Annotated in this window: 15 protein-coding genes; 8 read left to right on the top strand and 7 right to left on the bottom strand. The window is 65.9% G+C overall.

Features of this window, described 5'->3' with window-relative positions:
• Positions 1-167 precede the first annotated feature (167 nt).
• Together ACOGJB_RS01620 and ACOGJB_RS01615 are read right to left on the bottom strand one after the other, a co-directional pair.
• Positions 168-317 (bottom strand): hypothetical protein, encoded by a 150-nt coding sequence (locus tag ACOGJB_RS01620; RefSeq protein WP_419839094.1) that lies wholly within the window; start codon positions 315-317, stop codon positions 168-170.
• A 13-nt stretch (positions 318-330) separates the two neighbouring features.
• Positions 331-1,776, bottom strand: a complete 1,446-nt coding sequence (locus ACOGJB_RS01615) for an MFS transporter (protein WP_419839093.1) — start codon at positions 1,774-1,776, stop codon at positions 331-333.
• Between the two features lie 179 nt (positions 1,777-1,955).
• Between ACOGJB_RS01615 and ACOGJB_RS01610 the strand changes: the two genes are divergently transcribed.
• The 5 genes from ACOGJB_RS01610 (at position 1,956) to ACOGJB_RS01590 (ending at position 7,574) form a co-directional block, all read left to right on the top strand.
• Positions 1,956-4,148, top strand: a complete 2,193-nt coding sequence (locus tag ACOGJB_RS01610) for a molybdopterin-containing oxidoreductase family protein (protein ID WP_419839092.1) — start codon at positions 1,956-1,958, stop codon at positions 4,146-4,148.
• A 95-nt stretch (positions 4,149-4,243) separates the two neighbouring features.
• Positions 4,244-5,752, top strand: coding sequence for a class I adenylate-forming enzyme family protein (locus ACOGJB_RS01605; protein WP_419839091.1), 1,509 nt, complete (start codon positions 4,244-4,246; stop codon positions 5,750-5,752).
• A 95-nt stretch (positions 5,753-5,847) separates the two neighbouring features.
• Positions 5,848-6,798, top strand: a complete 951-nt coding sequence (locus tag ACOGJB_RS01600; RefSeq protein ID WP_419839090.1) for a YihY/virulence factor BrkB family protein — start codon at positions 5,848-5,850, stop codon at positions 6,796-6,798.
• An 82-nt stretch (positions 6,799-6,880) separates the two neighbouring features.
• Positions 6,881-7,171, top strand: a complete 291-nt coding sequence (locus ACOGJB_RS01595; RefSeq protein ID WP_419839089.1) for a type II toxin-antitoxin system Phd/YefM family antitoxin — start codon at positions 6,881-6,883, stop codon at positions 7,169-7,171.
• Positions 7,161-7,574: a type II toxin-antitoxin system VapC family toxin gene (locus ACOGJB_RS01590; RefSeq protein ID WP_419839088.1), complete on the top strand. Its 414-nt coding sequence runs from the start codon at positions 7,161-7,163 to the stop codon at positions 7,572-7,574. Before ACOGJB_RS01595 ends, ACOGJB_RS01590 begins: the two co-directional genes overlap by 11 nt.
• Here the strand turns inward: ACOGJB_RS01590 and ACOGJB_RS01585 are convergent.
• The 5 genes from ACOGJB_RS01585 to ACOGJB_RS01565 all read right to left on the bottom strand — a co-directional run bounded on the left by ACOGJB_RS01585 (position 7,560) and on the right by ACOGJB_RS01565 (position 13,880).
• Positions 7,560-8,945 carry an McrC family protein gene (locus ACOGJB_RS01585; protein WP_419839087.1) on the bottom strand — a complete coding sequence of 462 codons (1,386 nt, stop codon included), beginning with the start codon at positions 8,943-8,945 and terminating at the stop codon, positions 7,560-7,562. The genes ACOGJB_RS01590 and ACOGJB_RS01585 overlap by 15 nt on opposite strands.
• Entirely contained in the window at positions 8,946-10,337 is a 1,392-nt protein-coding gene (locus tag ACOGJB_RS01580) for an McrB family protein (RefSeq protein ID WP_419839086.1), read from the bottom strand. It abuts the gene before it with no gap.
• Positions 10,338-10,531: 194 nt separating this feature from the next.
• Positions 10,532-10,717: a hypothetical protein gene (locus tag ACOGJB_RS01575; protein ID WP_419839085.1), complete on the bottom strand. Its 186-nt coding sequence runs from the start codon at positions 10,715-10,717 to the stop codon at positions 10,532-10,534.
• 386 nt (positions 10,718-11,103) lie between these two features.
• Positions 11,104-12,402: an ATP-binding protein gene (locus ACOGJB_RS01570; RefSeq protein ID WP_419839084.1), complete on the bottom strand. Its 1,299-nt coding sequence runs from the start codon at positions 12,400-12,402 to the stop codon at positions 11,104-11,106.
• A gap of 119 nt (positions 12,403-12,521) precedes the next feature.
• On the bottom strand, positions 12,522-13,880 hold the full coding sequence (locus ACOGJB_RS01565; protein ID WP_419839083.1) for an AAA family ATPase: 1,359 nt from the start codon (positions 13,878-13,880) through the stop codon (positions 12,522-12,524).
• Positions 13,881-14,800: 920 nt separating this feature from the next.
• On the opposite strand from ACOGJB_RS01565, the gene ACOGJB_RS01560 reads away from it, so the two are divergent.
• The 3 genes from ACOGJB_RS01560 (at position 14,801) to ACOGJB_RS01550 (ending at position 19,118) form a co-directional block, all read left to right on the top strand.
• The gene (locus tag ACOGJB_RS01560) at positions 14,801-15,586 is read left to right on the top strand and encodes a VOC family protein (RefSeq protein WP_419839082.1); all 786 of its coding nucleotides are present in this window, start codon (positions 14,801-14,803) and stop codon (positions 15,584-15,586) included.
• Positions 15,587-16,145: 559 nt separating this feature from the next.
• The gene (locus tag ACOGJB_RS01555) at positions 16,146-17,654 is read left to right on the top strand and encodes an IS1380 family transposase (protein WP_419837046.1); all 1,509 of its coding nucleotides are present in this window, start codon (positions 16,146-16,148) and stop codon (positions 17,652-17,654) included.
• A 96-nt stretch (positions 17,655-17,750) separates the two neighbouring features.
• Positions 17,751-19,118, top strand: a complete 1,368-nt coding sequence (locus tag ACOGJB_RS01550; protein WP_419839081.1) for a DUF222 domain-containing protein — start codon at positions 17,751-17,753, stop codon at positions 19,116-19,118.
• The last annotated feature ends 71 nt before the right edge of the window (positions 19,119-19,189 follow it).

Genomic DNA, 19,189 nt, shown 5'->3' with positions numbered 1-19,189 from the left:
ACGGCGTTGCGCCATGCCATTCACACTACTGAGTACACCAAAGTAGAGGCAATCGAATTTCCGCAGGCCAGCACGGATACGAGAACCTGCTCAGGGCGTCACCATGGGGGTGCTCAGGTGCCAGGTCGCCCGCTCTCGCTGCGCTTGCGGTGCTGCGAGGAGTGCCGTCACCAAGGCTCTTCAGCGATGCTGCGGCGAAGTGCGTCGACCGCTGCAGTGTCCTCGATGACCGTCGGCGGCTGCCGCCGGTATCCCTCAACCAAGGCGCGGTCGATCGACCTCTGCCGCTCGGCCTCGGCTGCGTCCTCGATGCGCATGTCGTCGGGCTTGCTAGGGGGTGGCGGCTAGGCCGCGCTGCCAGATGCCGAGCAGCACTATGCCGAGCAGCGAGCAGGCCGCCGCTGCGTAGAAGGCACCGACTGTGGCGCCGAGGAGCCATGCCGACAGGCCCAGAATCGGCCCGCCGATGCCTGCCGAGAGCTCGAAGAACATCGTGAATGTGCTGAGCGCGCGGGCTCGCTCGTTGGGCGGCACGCCTTCGACCGCTGCAACCATGAGCGCCGGGTACAGCAGTGAGCCGCCGAGGGCCAGGATGACCACTGCGATGTAGAGCCCCAATACCGAAACGAAGGTGCCCATCACGACCATGCCGGCTGCGGCGCCGATGAGCGCCAGCGTGGCCGTGCGTTTCGTGCCCAAGGTGTCGGGCAGCTTGCGCCCGATGATGCGGAGCACCAGCACCAGCATGCTGTAGACGAAGAACACTGGGCCGAGCCAACCGAGACCGTGCTCCTCGGCCAGCTTGGGCAGGTAGCCGTACAGCGCCGGGATGATGATGATCCCCATCGCAAGGATGGTCCCGGGCCACAGGGCCGGCTTGTAGAAGACCCCACCGGCGTTGGAGCTGCCCGGCGGCGGCTCAGTACCTGTCGGCGCCTGAGTACCCGCCGACAGCTGCTCGCTCAGTCTCGTGAACGGTTGAACAGCGTTCCCCCCTTCCCCGACGAGTTGGAAGACCAAGGGGTGTGCGGCGCGTGAGCTACGCATCTCCAGACGCGACGTGTTACTCGCGGCCCCGTACTCCTGGCCGCTCGCAGACCTGTTTGCTTGACCCCCGGCGAAGGGCTGGACCAGTTCGCTCGGCGAGTCCCGTGGAAGAAACCAGCCGATAACGGCCGACAGGGCCATCAGCACTCCCGCGAGGGCGAATGCCGCATCGAAACCCCCGAATGCGAACGAGGAGTCGCCCCACTCCTCGATCATCGTTCCCAGTCCCGGTCCCAGGCCCATGCCGAAGTAGAGGAACACCGAGAACCAGCTGATGGCTTCGCCCCGGCGATCCTCCGGAGCGAGATCGCTGATCATCGCCGCGCTGCCGACGAAGAACATTCCCTGGAACGCCCCGGTCAGCATGCGCATGATCAGGATCACGACGTAGGTGTCGGCCCAGATGTGCCCAAAGAACGTCGCTGCCGTAGTGAAGCCGCCGATGACGATCAGCAAGCGGCGGCCGCGCTCGTCGCCAAGACGCCCGATGAGCGGCCGGGCTGCGATCGCCGTGATGGCGAACACGCCGATGGCAAAGCCGACCGCCACATCGCCGCCACCTGTCTGCTTGGTCACCAGCAACGCCGTGAGCGGCAGCATCGAGGAGAACGAGATCGCCGAGAACAGGGCGCTGATGTTGAGGATCAGGAATGGTCCGCTGAACAGGCGCGCCGGCTCGCCAAGGGGTGGCGCGGCGACTGGCATCGCCGAGAATGTCGTCTGTGCCATGGGCAGTTCGCCTCGTGCCGGCTGCGCCCGGAATCCGATGAGGGCGCCCCGGCTTCGATACGCCATGCTAGGGGTGATGCACTCGCTGCTGCCCAGGGACGTCCTCGGATGAGCGCCGCCGACATCTGCGGCCACCGCGGAGCGCCACACCGAATCTCGTGGCCCAGGGACGTCCTCGGATGAGCGCCGCCGAGACCGTCGTGCGCGGAGCGTGCCACCACGATTGCCCCGATACGTGCGCCTGGGAGGTCACTGTCCGTGGCGGCGTGGCCGTGAACCTGCGGGGCGATCCCGCCCATCCGTTCACCGACGGACAGCTCTGCCCGAAGGTGAACCCGTTCCTCGACCGGGTGTATCACCCCGACCGGCTGCTGCGGCCGCTGCGGCGAAGCGGTTCCAAGGGTGCAGGGCGTTTTGAGCCGATTAGTTGGGACGCTGCGATCGCCGAGATCGCTGAGCGGATCAGCACCGCCGTCGCCCGCCATGGCGGCGAGACGGTGCTGCCCTACTCGTCGGACGGCACCCAAGGGCTCGTGCAGCGGGGCGTCCTGGCCGAGCGCTTCTTTGCCGCGCTGGGGGCCACGAGGCTCAACCGGCACTTCTGTGGCGTCACCGCCTGGTATGGCGCCGCCGATGTGCTGGGGCTGCCGCTCGGTGCCGATCCCGAAGAGATCGCCGGCGCCCGCACCATCGTGCTGTGGGGCACCAACACGCTGCTCACCAACCGCCACATGTGGCCCTACATCGAGACCGCTCGCAACAGCGGGGCGACGGTGATCGTGGTCGATCCCGTGGGCACGATGACAGCGCAGCGGGCCGATTGGCATGTTCAGCCGCGTCCGGGCACCGATGTGGCCTTGGTGCTCGGGCTGATCGGGGTGCTCGACCGTGAGCGTCTCATCGACGAGGAGCGCCTGGCCGCCAGCGCCGGCGGCTGGCCGGAGCTGCGCAGTGAGGCTCGTTCGCTGAGCCTCGGCGAAGCGGCCGCCGTCACCGGCCTCGATGAGGCAGACATCGTTCGCCTGGCACACCGCATCGCGCACGAGCAACCGGCCGTGCTGCGTGCGTTGATCGGCATGGAGCATCGCGAGCACGGGCGTGACATCCACCGGTCTGTGGCTGCGTTGGCCGCAGTGGCGGGTGTCGGCTACATGCGGTCGACGCAGGTGTTCTTCGATACGGCGCTGGCCGATCTTGCCCCGCCGGCGGGCCCGCAGCGTGTCGTGAATGCGTCCGCGCTCGGCGAGGTGCTAGTTGACGCCGGCTTGAACCCGCCGGTGACCGTGCTGGTGAACTACGGCTGCAATCCGGCGGTCGTGGCACCCGACCAGAACCGGGTGATCGCCGGGCTCGAACGCGATGACCTGTTCACCGTGGTGATCGAGCAGTTCATGACCGACACTGCCCGCTACGCCGACATCGTGCTGCCGACCACCACCGCGATCGAGCATCTCGACCTGATGAATGCGTGGGGTCACCTGTATGTGTCGCTGAACCTGCCCGCCATCGACCCCGTCGGCGAGTGCCTGCCCAACAACGAGATCTTCCGCCGGCTCGCTGGCGCGCTGGAGCTTGATGGCCCCGGCCTCGCCGACAGCGATGAACGGGTGGCACGAGACCTGCTGGCGAGCGGCCACCCGTGGCTCGACGGCATCACCTACGAGAGGCTGGAGCGCGAGGGCTGGGCACGACTGGCCGTGCCACCCGGCTGGTCTGCATTGACCGAGCGAGAGGTGCCGCTTGCACCCCGGCCGCTGTCCGATGCGGCCGGTGCGCCCGATAACACCAGCGCGTCCGGCGACAACGGTGACGCTGCCCCCCGCGCAACGCTCGACGCCGCAGCACCGTTCCGACATCTGGGTCCTCTGCAACTCGGCGCGCTTCGGTACCAGCCGGCCATGGAGTCGCCGAGCGGTGACGCTGCGCTGGCCAGGCGCTATCCCCTGTCGCTTATGAGCCCGAAGCAGCACCAGCGGTTCCTCAACAGTTTCTACGGCGGATTTGCCCATCACCTGCCGAACCCGCCCCGACCGCGCTTAGAGATCAGCTCCGACGACGCGGAAGCTCGCGGCATCGCCGAAGACGACCGTGTTCGTGTGTTCAACGACCGGGGCGAGCTGTTCGTCGAAGCGACCATCACCGACCGATTGCAACGGGGACTCGTCGCCGTGCCGTTCGGTTGGTGGGCCGGCGATGCGGCCGGGCGAACCGTCAACGTGCTCACCAACGCCACACGCGGCGACCCCGACGCCAACGTCGGAACTGCGGCTTTCTTCGACACGCTCGTCGAAGTCGAGTCTGCACCCAACAGCACAATCGCTGCCGACACACTCGCCGAAGCTGAAACCGAACCCGCATCCGAGCTGTCGTAGGCAGCTAGCGGCTGGCCACCTCAAACAGCCAGCAGCACGACGCCGCGAACAACCAACAGCTCGCTGTCACCAACAGCTCGCCGTCGTAGCCTGCGATGGCGATGAACGTCGCCGAATTGCTTGAACGTGCGCCCCACGATGATGCCGTCGTGCTCATCGACCGGTCGGCGTCACCGCCTGAGCACGTCACGGCCGGCCAACTCCGGGACCGGGCGCTGCGCTGCGGGGCAGGCCTGGCCGCCCGGGGGCTGGCACCGTTCACGAGGGTCGGGCTGCTCGCTGCCAACTGCGGCCAGTACTACGACGTGATGTTCGGCGCCCCGGCAGCCGGGTTGGTGTTCGTGCCGCTCAACACTCGGCTTCCCGCCGAGACCCAGGCGTACATCCTCGACGACGCCGATGTTCAACTGGTCATCTCCGATGCGGAGCACGCTTCGCTGGTGCCCCCGGGCATGCCGCACATCGTCATCGGCACCCCCGAATGGGATGCCGTGACGGCTCATCAGCCGTTGAGCACCGCAGCCGATGTCCACGACGACGACATCGCCGTGCAGATCTACACCTCGGGCTCGACGGGCCGGCCCAAGGGCGTCCTGCTGACCCATCGCAACGTCACCTTCACGGTGCTCGAGTACGGCGCTGCGATGCCGGGCGAGGTCATGCTCGTCTCCGCCCCGCTTTACCACAAGAACGCTTCCATGTCGTCCAAGCTGGCGTTCGCAAACGGCGGCACCGTAGTTCTCCTACCGGGCTTCACCGCCTCGGGGTACATCGATGCCATCGCAGATCACAACGTCACGATGTGCTCAGGCGTACCGACGATGTTCGCCCTTGTCACCGCCGAGATCGCCTCCCGGGTTGCCGCCGGCCAGGAGGTGCCCGACTTGTCCTCGGTGCAGCGCGCATTCATCGGCTCGGCCCCGCTGACTGAGGCCCTGTTCGACGACGTGCAGCGGCTGCTCCCGGGGGCAGTCGTCTCCAACGGTTATGGCACCACCGAGGCCGTGCTTGAGTTCGGCCCTCATCCCGAGGGCAAGCCGCGGCCCAAGATCTCCGTCGGCCACCAGCACCCCAAGGTCGAGTTGCGGTTGGTCGACCCGAACACGGGCACCGACAGCGATGCCGGCGAGCTGTGGGTGCGCTCCCCCGGTGTCATGACCGGCTATCACAACCTGCCCGAGGTCACGTCCGAACGGCTGACCGACGGCTGGTACCACACGGGCGATCTGATGACCCGTGACACCGACGGCTTCTATTATTTCGTCGGCCGCGTCGACGACATGTTCGTGTGCGCCGGCGAGAACATCTACCCCGACGCCGTCGAGCAGATGCTCGAGAAGCACCCTGCGGTGCACCAAGCCGTGGTCGTCCCGGTGCCCGACGAGCTGAAGGGACAGCTCCCGGCGGCCTTTGTGCGTGTCGAACCCGGCCGCACGCTGACGGTCGACGAGGTAAAGCAGTACGCGCTGGCCAACGGACCCGCCTATGCACACCCTCGCCATGTCTGGTTTGTCGAGGAAATCCCACTGGCCTCGACGGCGAAAATCGACCGCAACGGCCTCGTCGCCCGGGCCGCCGGGCTTGTGAAGGCTGACTCACCCTGAGTAACAAGGGCCACGCGACGGAGGGTTCAGCCCGGGGCGAAGCGCGACATCGCACGACCGAATCTGCAGCCGAAGACACCGCACCGTCCAACGCGATGGCAAACGCAGCCGAAGACACCACGCCGCCCAACGCGACAGCAGACGCAGCCGGAGACACCACGCCGCCCCGCTCGCTGACACGCAACGTCTTGAACATCATCAACGAGACCCGCCAGGATTGGGCGGCCAAGCGCATCGGCGGGCTGTCAGCGGAGATCGCCTTCTTTGCCCTACTGGGGCTGTTCCCGGCGGTCATAGTCTTCGCGGCGGCGCTGGGCTCGCTCGATGTCCTCATCGGCCAAAGCGCAGCCGCCGATACCGAGGCTTGGCTGCTTCAACAGATCAGCAACACGTTCGGTGATCAGAACACGCTCGACGCCACCGTGGCCGATCTGTTCGACCGTTCCGACGCACGGGTCATCACCGTCGGCGTGGCGGTGGCTGCGTATGCGTCTTCGCGCGGCTTCATCGCCGTCGTCCGTGCCTTGAACGTGACACGCGGCCATCACGGCGCTCGCAGTTGGCTGTCGACCCGGCTCGTGGGCTTTGCCCTGACCCTGTTGACGCTGGTGGTTGCCGTCGTGGTGGCGACAATGCTGGTCGTCGGACCGCTGTTCGGCGGCGGCTCCGAGCTGGCAGACCGGCTGGGCGCGGGCCGCTCATTCAGCACGGCGTGGGACTGGCTGCGCTGGCCAGTCGTATTCGTGGCCGTCGTCGCTTGGGCGGCGACGGTGTACCGGATCGCGCCGCTTCACAAGCTCAGATGGCGACGGGAGGTGCCAGGAGCACTGTTGGCGACGGCGTGGTGGCTGGCCGTCTCAGGCGGATTCGGCGTATACCTGCGGCTCGCTTCCAATGGCGTCAACGCCGTATTCGGCCTGCTCGGCGGAGCGCTCAGCCTGCTGCTGTGGCTGTACCTGCTGGCGATGGGCCTGCTCGCCGGCGCCGAACTCAACAGCCTCCTCGACCGCCACCGCCCGCCGCCGTCGGGCGCACGCTGCTCATGACCATGCTCGCCCTTGCAGACTCGGCTTGAGGTTTCGATAATCGCAGGACTGCACCCGCGCATCTATCGCTACTGTTTCCCTCATGGAGCGGATCAACGTCAGCCAGTTGCTGCACAATACCGGTGAGTTGCTCAGCCGGGCCGGAGAGGGTGAGTCGTTCGAGATCACGCGGTACGGCGAGCCTCTCGCTCTGCTCGGACCGTTGCCGGGCGACGACGATCCATTGGGACGACTCGTCGATCGTGGACTCGTCCAGTGCGGTGTGCGGGGCCTGGCAGCGGCGCTAGAGGAACTGCCTCCGTTGCCCGCGGCCCCGTCGGGGACGCTGGCGGGGAGCAAGCGACTCGCAGAGCTGCGTCAAGATGAACGGTGAGGTTTGGGTTCTTGACGCATCTGCCTTCGTCAAGCTCATCAGGCCAGAAGCCGAAACCGCTGTATTGCGCGGTTGGGTGAGACGGCGCCTCTTCGCGTCGAGCGCGCTGTTACTCACCGAGGCACGACGAGCATTTGCACACGATGACGCAGTAACACGACACCGCTGCGAAAGACTGCTCGCCGAGACGCACTTGGTCGATCTGACGGCGTCGGTGCTGGATTCCGCGGGCCGAATGCCCGGCCGCCATCTTCGTTCCCTTGACGCCATCTACCTCGCCTGCGCACTGGAGATCGGTGATGACCTTGCTGGACTCGTGAGCTACGACGCTCGTCAGCTCGCCGCGGCTACGGCTCTGGACATGCGCACGGCCTCGCCCGGTGCGAACTCAAGAGGCGACTGAGCGTTTCGCCGATCTCGCGAGGTGGCACGCGAGGGCTGTGATCTGGGCATCGATGTCGCTGGAGCTGCCGGACAGGTCGATAGCGACGGTGTGAAGCTTCGTGCCGAGGTGCTGCACGGTGATCGTGGACGCGTCCAATTCCACCGCCGAACGTTGCTCCCCAGCAGTGTCGGTGGCGCTGCTGACCGTTCGATCCGGGCCGAGGAAACCATCACGTCGGCCGACGCCTTCGTCTCGGTTGACGTCAGCGCAGTAGATAAGGGTGCCTTCGCTCAGGCCCAGTGCTGTGGTGTAGGCCAGGAGTTGGTAGTAGTCGCCGTGGCGTGCGAGGGGTGCGGCAGCGCCCGCTGCGTTCGCGTCGCTGTCGGTGAGCTTGTACTTGAGGTCGGCGACGCCGACGGTCTCGCCATGGCTGCGCAAGGTGAGGTCTGGTCTGATCTGTACTCGTTCCTCAATGTCGAGATGCGGCCGCAATTGAGCCGCGACCTCGAGCCGTCCGCGAAGTTCACGCTGTAGTCGGGAAGTGACGAACTGCTCGAATAGCTGATTCATGTCCACCATGAATGCCGACGCGGCGGTGTCGCCGTGTTGGTCCTGCAGCGTGCAGTTGGCCAAGATCAGCCGCGCTAGCTGCAAGGCCGGCCGGTAGTGCTCATTGAGCCGGGTGTATTGGATGCGATCGAGGCGCTCCAGTGCCGTCGGCGCCGTGGGTTCGGCCACGCCGTCGAGGGCGCCGAGCAGCCGCCGCAGCCGGCGCCGGTCGTCGTGGGGCACGTCGGGCACTCGCAGCGCAAGCTGGATTGCTGCGGTCAGGCAGCGGTTCTCGTCGACGTCGGCGGTGAAGTCGTCCCATGAGCACGCCATCGGCACCAGCACTCCGCCCCGCCGGAACTGGCGCACGAAGTCGATGCGACCCCGCAGCGCGAGCAGGTCATCCTCTTCGTGCCGGTAGTGGTGGAACAACCCACGCGCCAACGTGGTCTCGGCAGTGCGAGCGAAGAACGACACCAACGCCGGCAGCAGTTCGTCGGTGGTGGCGTAGTCGATGGCCTCGGCCTGCCACGCCTCAGGCGGCAACCCCACCTCCAGCAAAAAGAACAAGTTCTCAGGCTTGATCTTCGGCCGCACGATGATGCGCAGATCGTCCAGCGTGAATGCACCCACCCACTGCCGCGTCGATGCCTTCCACCAGCCAGGCTCCCGGTCAGTAGCCACCGACACCCACGGTGTCTCCCCAAGTCGACGAGCCACTTCATCGTCGAGACGCAAGCGGTCGGTGCTCCACTCGTGAAGCAGGACATGCTGGTTCTCGCCGGCATCGGTCGCCGTCTCAGCGGCTGTTGAGCCGGTTGAGGTTGCTACGTCCGACACCTATCCACCGTCCCGACTGTCAACGCGGTCGCCGTCGTTGGACGGTTGCACTTCATCACCAGCAGGCCCATCCGACTGTTCGCGTTCAGTACCTGAAGAAGTCGCCCCGGAGCCGTGCCGTGTCCGGACCGCATCGAAGCGGAAGCTGTCGATGGCATCTTGACGGCCGAAAAGCTGGTCCTCGATCAGCGGCTCAATGTTGTACTTCCAGATGCGCTGTAGCCCCTCGACGTCCAGGCCGGGCTTCATGAAGTGGCTCGGGCCGATCAGCAGGTGGTCGCCGCCGAGCGCTTGTTCGAGTTCGCTGTTGACTCTGTCCAACATCTCGGCCACCCACGCTTGCTCGGGCGCGTTGTGCTGCGTCCACCGTCGAAGCAGACCCTGCGTCGGCGGGCGGTTCGGGAAGAACGGCACAAAATGGAACCGGCGACGCATTGCGGCGTCAATCAGCGCGATCGACCGGTCGGCCGTGTTCATCGTTGCGATGAACCACAAGTTGGAAGGCAGCACAAATCCGTCGACCGGCCGGTACTGCGTCTGAGTCCACTCGCTGCGATACTCCAGCAGGTAGAGCAATTCGCCCAACACCCGCGGCAAGTTCGCACGGTTGATCTCGTCGATCACCATTACATGCTGCTCGTCCGGGTTCTCCGCGGCGCGCTCGGCAAGCCTCACAAGAGGTCCCGAAGTCAGCTGGTACGTCATGTTGCCGTCATCGTCGACGGCCGGCCGGAACCCCTCGAAGAAATCCTCATACGAATACGCCGGGTGAAACTGCACCAACGAGTACGGACCATTTTCCCCGTAGTCCTCATCGTCTGCGATATCCGTGAGCGCCCACGCCAATCGGCGTGCGAAATACGTCTTGCCGGTTCCAGGCGGCCCGTACAGAATCACCTGCCCCTTGTCCTTGAGCAATGCCACGATTTCCTCAAGAAAGCTGACGTCGCACAGCAGGGAGCGTGCGGCGCTCTCCAAGCGACTCCGGAGGTCATCTGCATCGTCAGACGACGACTCGACATCTCTGGGATCGGGGTCGACGCCATGCTCCGCGACATGTTGATTCTGCTTTCTGATGTCCGCGCTACGAAACTCGTCGCCGACCTCGAAGCTGGGCGACCCTGTGGCCTTGACCACCCTGTTCACCACTTTGTTCCCATCGCTGCGCTGGATCGGCGGTCCCACCCACACAACCTCGCTTGTCCTGGGGCACACCTTGTAGGTAGCTGCGTCCGGCTCGATGTGGCACTTGGCGACCGAGCCGCACGCGCAGTAGTGGGGACCCCACTTGCTCGTCGAGTGGAGCGTGCCGCAATGGGCCGTGGGCTTCTCTGGCGGGCGACCGGGCACGCTGGGTCGCTTCACCTGCTGCCAATACTGCTTGTCGTCCACGACGGCGAACCTACAGGAGGGGCGCGACACGTCTCCCGCTGATGACGCGAATGCGGACTCGTCTCTGCGCGCTGTCGTCGATGCCTGCACGGCGTGTCCCGGCCTGGCTGGCGTCCCTTCGCAGGACGCCGTCTCCGAGGCTCTCCGGATGCCACGTAACACTCCGGACAATGGCTGTCGAGGGCGCTGTGAGTTCAGGCGGCCACGGGTGCGGCATTCGGCGCCGTCTCTGGTGTGTTCCAGAGTTGATCGATGGGCAGCAGGTACAAGCGGTCGCCCAGCTTGAGCGCGTGGCGGCCGGTGTGCAGCAGCACCCCCGCCGCGAACGATCCCGGCTCGGCTCTGTCCATGAGGTCGCGCAGCCACGCCAAGCTGCTCATCTGAGACGGTGCAGGCGACGCAGAGGCCTTGATCTTGAGCGCCCGGCGTGTGCGGGTGCGGCTCGATCAACAAGAACGACTGGGGATCGTCGAGGACTGCCAGATCGTCGAGCGTGGCGTAGGTGCCGCCCCGCTCGGCTGCCTCAGCCTGCTGATGTATATTTCAACAGCTCGCTGATGTCACTTTTGTTCACCGTCTAGTGTGCAATTTGCTTGGGCACTGCACCTCATTCTGGTGCGTCCATGGTTCACGGCATGCGCAAGCCTCGCACTCCGATGGAAGCCCAATTCTGTCGCAGTCAACGAGAAGCAGCAGACCGCATTGCTCGGCCTGTAGCCGAGTGGTGACCACCTGCCGGAATGCCTCGCTGAACGACGATCGCCATTCAGTCGACCTGTGGTGCTCGGCGTGCGCCCCAGAGGGCGGCGATGGGCACGGCTTCGATGTCTCGGTCGATCCAGCGGCGGTGACGGCCGGTGTGCAGCACGACGCCGCCCGCGAATCGCTCGGCAGGCAGGTTGTCTCGCAGCCAGATGAGGTGTCGGGCGTCTTTCGCCGACGGCGCGCTGGCGGACTTGATCTCGAATGCGGCCACACGGAACCCGAATTCGGCGATGAGATCGATTTCGTGCTCTCCTCGCTGGCTGCGAAGGTGATGCAGGTGCACCGGCACCTCGGCCGACTCCGCCTCCGCGCGCAATTGCGCTGTCACGTAGGTGTCGAGCAAGCGTCCGCGCACATCAGGGTCTCGCCGCAGGGAATCGAAGTCGGCCTGTGCCAGCCAAGCCGCCAGACCGGAGTCGCAGAGATACCGCTTGGGCGTCAATGTGAGGCGTCTCAGGCGGTTGGATCGCCATGCGGGCATGTCGACGATCAGGCGCTGGGCGTCGAGAATGTCGTGGTATCCCGACGCGGTCTTGCGGTCGAGGTCGGCAGCCTCAATGAGGGCACTGTCGGGCACAATGCCGGCTGAATGCAACGCGTAGGCCTGCAGGTAGCGACGAAAACGGCTCGGGCTGCGCGGTCGTCCTCGTTCGGCGTCGAATTCCTCGAGGTCTCGCGTCGTCGTGACGTTGACAAAGCTGCGCATCCAGCGTTCGCGTTGCCGGTCGTCGGTCACTTTCAGCGCGCCCGGAAACCCTCCGGCCAGCGCAAGACGCAGATAACCCAGCACATCTGGCGGATCGGCAGGCACCTCGAACCGGTCGGCTGAGTCCCAGCGGTCGAACAGCGACGGGCGGCTCACGTCGCCGAATATCTCGCGGCCGGTGAGCGGCCACATCTGGATGTCCAGAAAGCGGCCTGTGCCCGGCCATGCACCGGCGATGAGATCGTTGCGCGCCGAGCCGGTGACGATGTAACGGCCGGGGTGCCCGTCCGCATCGGCGGCACGCTTGACGGCACCGAGCACTTCGGGCGTGTGCTGCCACTCGTCGAGCAAGAGCGGGAACGGTCCGACGGAGATCGCCGCGTCAGGATTGTCGCGGACGATGCTGGCATCTTCGGGGCGATCGAGGCGCAGCACGGCAGCGGCGTGACGAAGCGCCGTGGTGGTCTTGCCCACTGCTCTCGGCCCGGTGATCATCACCGACGGCCATGACTCAAGATCGGCCGCCAGCGTCCGGTCCGCGATGCGAGCGATGTAGCCGTCGTACGCCGGCAACGTGCCTGCGACTTCATTCATAGCGCAGATCGTAGCCTATTGCTTCCCCATATTTGTAGGTGTATTTATCCCTATTTCCGTGACGCACTTCTTCTTCTGCAATCCTCCCGTTCGTCACGGAGCGAGGTTCCCGACATCCGCTACTCGCTCGCGTTCCCACCCGACTCGTCCTCGTCGATCTCGGTGTGCCCGTCATCGTCATCAACGTGGAGCACAGAGGGCTCCGCAGGCGCTTCTCGAGCATCGGCACCGGGGCCATGCCGTTTCCAAACAGCATCGAAGCGGAAGCTGTCGATGGCGTCTTGACGACCGAACAGCTGGTCCTCGATCAGCGGCTCGATGTTGTATTCCCAGATTCGCCGCACGCTGTCCTTGTCCAAGTCGTCCTTCAAGAAATGGCTCGGGCCGATCAGCAAGTGGTCACCTCCGAGATCACTGCGAAGCCGGCCGTTGACACCGTCGAGCAGATCGGCAATCCACGCCTGGTCAGGCTCATGCCAGCGTCGTAGCAGTCCCGCCGTCGGCTCACGATCTGGGAAGAAGGGCACGAAGTGGAACCGCCGACGCATCGCCGCGTCGATGAGCGCTATCGACCGGTCGGCGGTGTTCATGGTGCCGATGATCCACAGGTTGGACGGCAGCGCGAATCCGTCGACCGCTCGGTACTGCGTCTGAGTCCACTCGTCGCGATACTCCAGCAGGTACAGCAGTTCACCCAACACTCGCGGCAGGTTCGCCCGGTTGATCTCGTCGATGACCATGACGTGAAGCTCATCTGGGTGGTCGGCGGCACGCTCGGCCAGCCGAACCAGCGGGCCTGGCGTTAGCTGGTAGGTCATCTGGCCATCATCGCCGACGGAGGGCCGGTACCCCTCGAAGAAGTCCTCGTACGAGTACGCGGGGTGAAATTGCACCAAGGAGTACGGGCCATTTTCCTCGTATTCCTCATCGTCTGCGATATCCGTTAGCGCCCACGCCAATCGGCGTGCGAAATACGTCTTGCCGGTTCCAGGCGGCCCGTACAGGATCACCTGCCCCTTGTCCTTGAGCAGCTCCACGATCTCGCGAAGGAGCTCCACTCCACACAGCAGCTCACGCGCCGCTCGATCGAGGCGATCCCCGAGGAGGTCAGGATCGGCGGGCGGCGGCTCGGGGCCTCCGCGGCCCGGATCGGTACCGTGTTCTGCCAAATGGAGGACACGGCGCGCCGCATCGTGCGCGCGCAGGCCGAAGACAGTCCCCGAGCTGTCTACCGACCTCAGTAGATCCGGTCCGATGACGTCACGCTGGATTTCGGTCTTCAGCCAGGTGACCGGTCGGCGTTTCTGCACTTCATCCCTCTGCGCCGGGTCGAACTCGAAAGGCCCGTTGACCCGGCCGATCGCGATCGGGGTGCCATCCACCCCCTTCATGGGCATCACGACGAGGTCGCCTTCCTGAATGTCAGCGACGAACGCCCCGACCTGACTTCGGGAGCTTCGGCGGTCGTTGTCGGACATTTCCGGACACCGCGCGTCGAGGAACGCATTGACCTCATCTCTGGACGTGCACCGCTCAAGTTCGCTCCAATCGCCCCAGCCGACCCAACCGATGGTCACGACATCGTTGCGGAGATTGTGCTCGACAGCCTCACCTTGGCTGCCGGCCCGCACCACCCAGCAACTGAATGCCTGAGTGGCCCCTTCTGTGCTTGCTCGAATTCGGGCAATCTCTCTCGCCACCGCCTGACGTGTCCCGAATACGACCTCCGAGTCTCCGAGTTGATGCCATCTCTCGAACTGCAAAAGGCATCAATCGCTTCGTCGTCGAATTTGCCTGGGTCGATACCTTGCTCCAAGGCCCATGGAATCCAAAGCCGCAGGACACTACGGACAGTGTCGAGCGTTGCTGGGGCCCGACCAACCTCGCCGCGCCAGCGAAGGTAGTCGTCCAGTCGCTGTAGCCATAGTTGAAGTTCATCCATGATGGCGAACCTACTGCGGGGCTGTGACACGCCGTCCGGGCCGGTGCCGCATGTGCCGTCGGTTTCGGCTGCTGGCGTGGCAATCTCTGAACCGTGGATGACGAAGCCGACGACACCCTGCCTCTCACGCCTGCTGTTGTGATGTCGGCGCATGAGGCCGCATTGCTGCGGAACCCTGAACTCGTTGCGCAGATATAGGCCGATCAGGCGGATCCTTCTCGGGCCGTCCGCTCCGCAGCGAGACGCCCCCGCGGCACCTCAGGGACGTAGTTTCCGCTGTCGCGGGAGGCAGCACCAACGCCTGTGCGCTACGGGCTCCACGCCTTGGGCGGCCGATCCTCGACATCTCGCCTCGGTAACCACGTTTGCTCGCCGGTCAACAGGGCGGGCCCCCGGCGAGCTTGCGACGCGGCGCCCTGCAAGCACCCCCGCTCGTTGGCTTCTATGGTGGCGCGCATGTGGATTCGACTTCGTCAGATTGCTGTCACCACGGGCGACTTGGCTCGCACCGCTTCCGACGTCCAGAGCGTTCTGGGTGTTGAGCCGTGCTTCACCGACCCCGGCGTCGGCATCTTCGGCCTCAAGAACCTGCTCTGGCCGGTAGGCACCCAATTCCTCGAATGCGTCACGCCGATCGAACCGGATACTGCGGCCGGCCGGTACCAGCAGCGGCGGGGCGGCGACACCGGCTACATGGTCATCATGCAGGTCAGCGACGTCGGTGCCCGCCGTGCTCATGTCGACGAGATGGGCATCCGCATCGCCTTCGATATGAATCATCCCGACCAGGGCCATGTGGGCATGCAGCTGCACCCCGTCGACACCGGCGGTGCGTTCTTCGAGATGGACCAGATGACCGGGCCGGACGGCGATGCCGTGGGCGGCCCCTGGACGCCAGCGGGCAAGTTCTGGGAGCCCTATGTCAACACGGCCCGGGTGACCGGCATTGCTGCCGCCGAGCTGCAGAGCCCCGATCCTGACCGGCTGGCCGAGCGCTGGAGCGAGATTGCCCAGATCGATCTCGGCGCTGATGCCGACGGCCACCCCACGATCGAGCTCGACAACGCCACGCTGCGATTTGTGGCTGAGGCCGACGGGCGCGGCGAGGGCCTCGGCGGCATCGACATGACAACCGTCGACCGTGACGCAGTGCTGACCGCCGCACGAGCAGCGGACTGCTACGTGAATGACAGCCAAGTGGCGCTCGCCGGCATGCGCATCAATCTCGTTGACGCCGGCTGAGCAGCCGACCCGAACGGTCAAGAGGTTGCGCCCTGAATGGCGCAACCGTGGCCCGAACAGCCCGTGAATGCAGGAAAGCTAGAGCGGGAACCACGAGTCGCGATGGTGCAGAGGCTCGCCAATCTGCGAATCCTCGAAGCTGTGCCCCGAACAGCAGGCAAGCGCAACCCAAGCCGACTCACGGACCGTCGCGACCTCGCACGGGCCTGTTATTCGCGACCCGCTGCACACTAGAGCGCAACCCGATTTGAGGGCCGCCACGGCCGTCGCGCAGCAGGCCGAACTCCAGGATTCGCACAATGTTCTACGCGCGAATGTTTGCTTTTGAGAACGCATGTTTGTATACTTGTTTCATGTTGCAGGTGGCATCCCCCCGTGGTGCAGATCAAGAAGCGCTCACCCCCGCTAGCCCTGATTATTCACGAGTCGGGTTGACTGGCTTGTAGGGGTCCGCGGAAAAGCCCCTCTGACCTGCGACGATGCATGCGTTCAAAGTACGCATCGGCGAGTTCAGGGGGGCATCTCCGAGGTGAAAGCTACCAGTGTCACAAACGCGCGGTTGACAGGCGGCGGGGACCGGGTCGTGTGGGGCGCGGGCCTGTTCGCTCTGGGGCGGTTCGCGGACCGTGTCGGGCTGACCGAAGCGTTGTCGGCGGCGGTGCCTGCCCGCGGGGAGCGCGCCCCGGTTCATGACCGTGGCGCGGTGTTGGTCCATGCGTTGTTGGTGCTGGCCGGCGGCGGTGAGGCGTGCACCGACATCGAGTATCTGCGTGCTCAGCGTGAGCTGTTCGGCGAGGTGGCGTCGGACTCGACGCTGTATCGCACGCTCACCGGTCTGGGCCCCGGCGGCGCCGCGGCGCTGATGGGCGCGGCAGCGGCGGTGCGGCCCCAGTTGTGGGCCGACCGTGATCGCGGTCGCCCGCTGATCCTCGACGTCGACTCGACGCTGGTGGAGATCCACTCGGAAAACAAGGAGGGCGCAGCGCCGCATTTCAAGGGCGGCTACGGGTTCCACCCGATGATCTGCTCGGTCGCGGACGGGGAGCCGCTGTGGGTCAAGCTGCGTCCCGGCAACGCCGCAGCGAACGACATCGCCGATCATCTCGAAGTGATCGACGCCGCTGTGGGGACGCTGCCCGAGCCCGACGCGGCCGGGCACCGCGACGGCGACGACAAGAGCCTTGCGGATCGTCGGTTGGTGGTGCGCATCGACGCTGCGGGATGCTCGGCGACCCTCGCCGCGAAGCTGCGTGACCGCAACATCGGCTTCGCTGTGTCAGCACGGTCGAATCGGGGCATCGCAGCAGCCATCCGCGGCGCTTTGGGCGACCCGGATCGCTGGCACAACGTCCCCAAGCGGGCACGCCGGCACCTGCGGCGCGGCTCTCAGGTCGCGGACCTCACCGACCTCGTCGACCTGACGGGCTGGCCCGAGGGGACCCGGCTGACAGTGCGCCGCGAGCCATTGCATCCAGGCGCGCAGCGCAGCCTGTTCCCCAGCGACAACTTCCGATACTGGGGATTCCTCACCGACCAGACCGGCGACGCCGCCCATCTCGACAAGCTGATGCGCTCACACGCCGACGTCGAGAACGCCGTGTGTCGCCTCAACCACAGCGGCCTCGCGCGCATGCCGTTCACCGACTGGCACGCGAACAGCGCATGGGCCGCCCTGGCCATGACCGGCCTCGCGCTCGTGGGCTGGTTCCAGACCTGCTGCCTCACCGCAGCGCTGCGACGAGCAGCCCCCAAACGGCTCCGCTGGCAACTGTGGCACCTCCCAGCGCTCGTGTGCCACACCGCCCGACGCGTCCTATTGCGGCTGCCCCAACAGCACCCCGGCGCCAAAGCGCTGCTCGCCATCGCACACCCCCGCTGGCCCCCACAGCGCAGCGCCCGCACCCCGCGGGCCGGCCCCGCCGCGTCCGCACCCACGCCCCGCAGCATCCCGCGCCCAAACCGAGGCCAAAAGCTGCCCCGCAGAACCCGAGTTCGCACCCCAACAACCCCGAAACGACAAAACAGGCCAACCCTCACGCCCAAAAGACGACTCGCGGCATTCTCATGAATAATCAGGGCTAATGCCTCCATACCGACGTCCACGCCGCCCCTGCCGCCGGCACCGTCCCCTTCCCTCATCTCGGCTCTCGACACGGCATCATCGATGCTCGGCGCATCGTCCGTCGAAGGCGGCTCTGCGGACGAAATCACTGCAGGCTTGGCTGCTGTCTCGAAACTGCGTTCAGCGGTCGACGCAGTCGAGGCGATGCTGATCCACGAAGCGGAACGTCTCGGCAGCCACTGCATCAACACCGAACACCTGCTGCGCAGCCTGGGCCGCTCGGTTCCCGCCGCAAAACGGACGATGCGCCGTGGCCGGATGCTGAGCCAGATGCCGCGCACGGGGGCCGCGCTGGCCGCGGGCGAGATCACTGCCGAGCACGCCGACGCGCTGGTCACTGCTGCTGAGATGGCCGACCCGGCTTCGGCGGACAGCGCAGCGCAGCTCCTGGCCGTGGCCTCGTCATCCAGCCCTGAGCGCACCCGACGAGTTGTCGGCGAATGGGCACGGGAGCAAGGCGAGGGTCTCACACCCGATGAGCGCTACGAGCGCCAGCGCCGCCTACGCACGATGAGCTTCGGACGTACCGACGAAGGGCTGCTGCGGGCCACTGTGCTGTTGGACGATGTCGGCGGTGCCGCGCTGCGCTCAGTGATCGACGATGCCGCACAGCACTTCTTCGAGGCAGACCGCGCGGATCGGCGTCCTGGTGCGCCCGAGCCGCGCAGCTTCGGTCAGTGCCGGGTGGACGCGCTCGAGGCGCTGCTCGGCACCGATGCGCACCGCGCGGCCCAACGCTGGTACGACGAAGACCCTCACCGGCTGTGGGATCGGCTCGATGCAGACTGGAAAGGTCCTCGCCCCGGCGACTTGCCCGCTCTGGCGCCCGCTCACCAGTGCAATCTGCCGAACGGTGCAGTACCGAACGCCCCGACGTTGCCGAGCGCACATTTGCAGTGCGCCCCGCCTCGTGCCGTCGCCGGCCAGCCGGTTGATCAATCGCCGGGCCTCTCGTGCGAAGGGCTGCGACGGCGCAACCAGGTCCTTGTGATCGCAGATCTGCGGGCAGCCATCGGAGACGACAACGCTGCCATTGAGATTTCCGACAGCGGCCCGCTTCCCCGCCGAGTATTCGAACGGCTGGCCTGCCACGCCGACATCTACGGCGTCGTCTTCGATGGCCCAGGGCAACCGCTGTGGCACGGTCGCCGGGTGCGCACGGTCACCGACGCCCAATGGCGCGCACTGGTCGCCCGCGACCGGAGATGCGTGCTGTGCGACGCCGGCCCACAGTGGTGCGAGGCCCATCACGTCATTCTGTGGCAACGGCCGGCGCGTGGCCGCACTGACATCGACAATCTCGTCCTGCTGTGCGGGCGCTGCCACGGACAGGTCCACGACTCCGGGGCACAACTCCGTCGCAGTCCCCCCAACTGTTGGTGGCTCGATTACACACGCCAACTGAAATAGAGGCCAACGCGGACCAGACGGGAAGGGTCCGCGTCGGGGTTGCGCTTGCCTGTGGACACCGGTTGCACCCG

This window comes from Candidatus Poriferisodalis sp. (assembly GCF_965208895.1).
Taxonomy (GTDB): domain Bacteria; phylum Actinomycetota; class Acidimicrobiia; order Acidimicrobiales; family Poriferisodalaceae; genus Poriferisodalis.
Note: the sequence above shows the minus strand (reverse complement) of the source record. Positions and strands in the feature narration are given on the sequence as shown.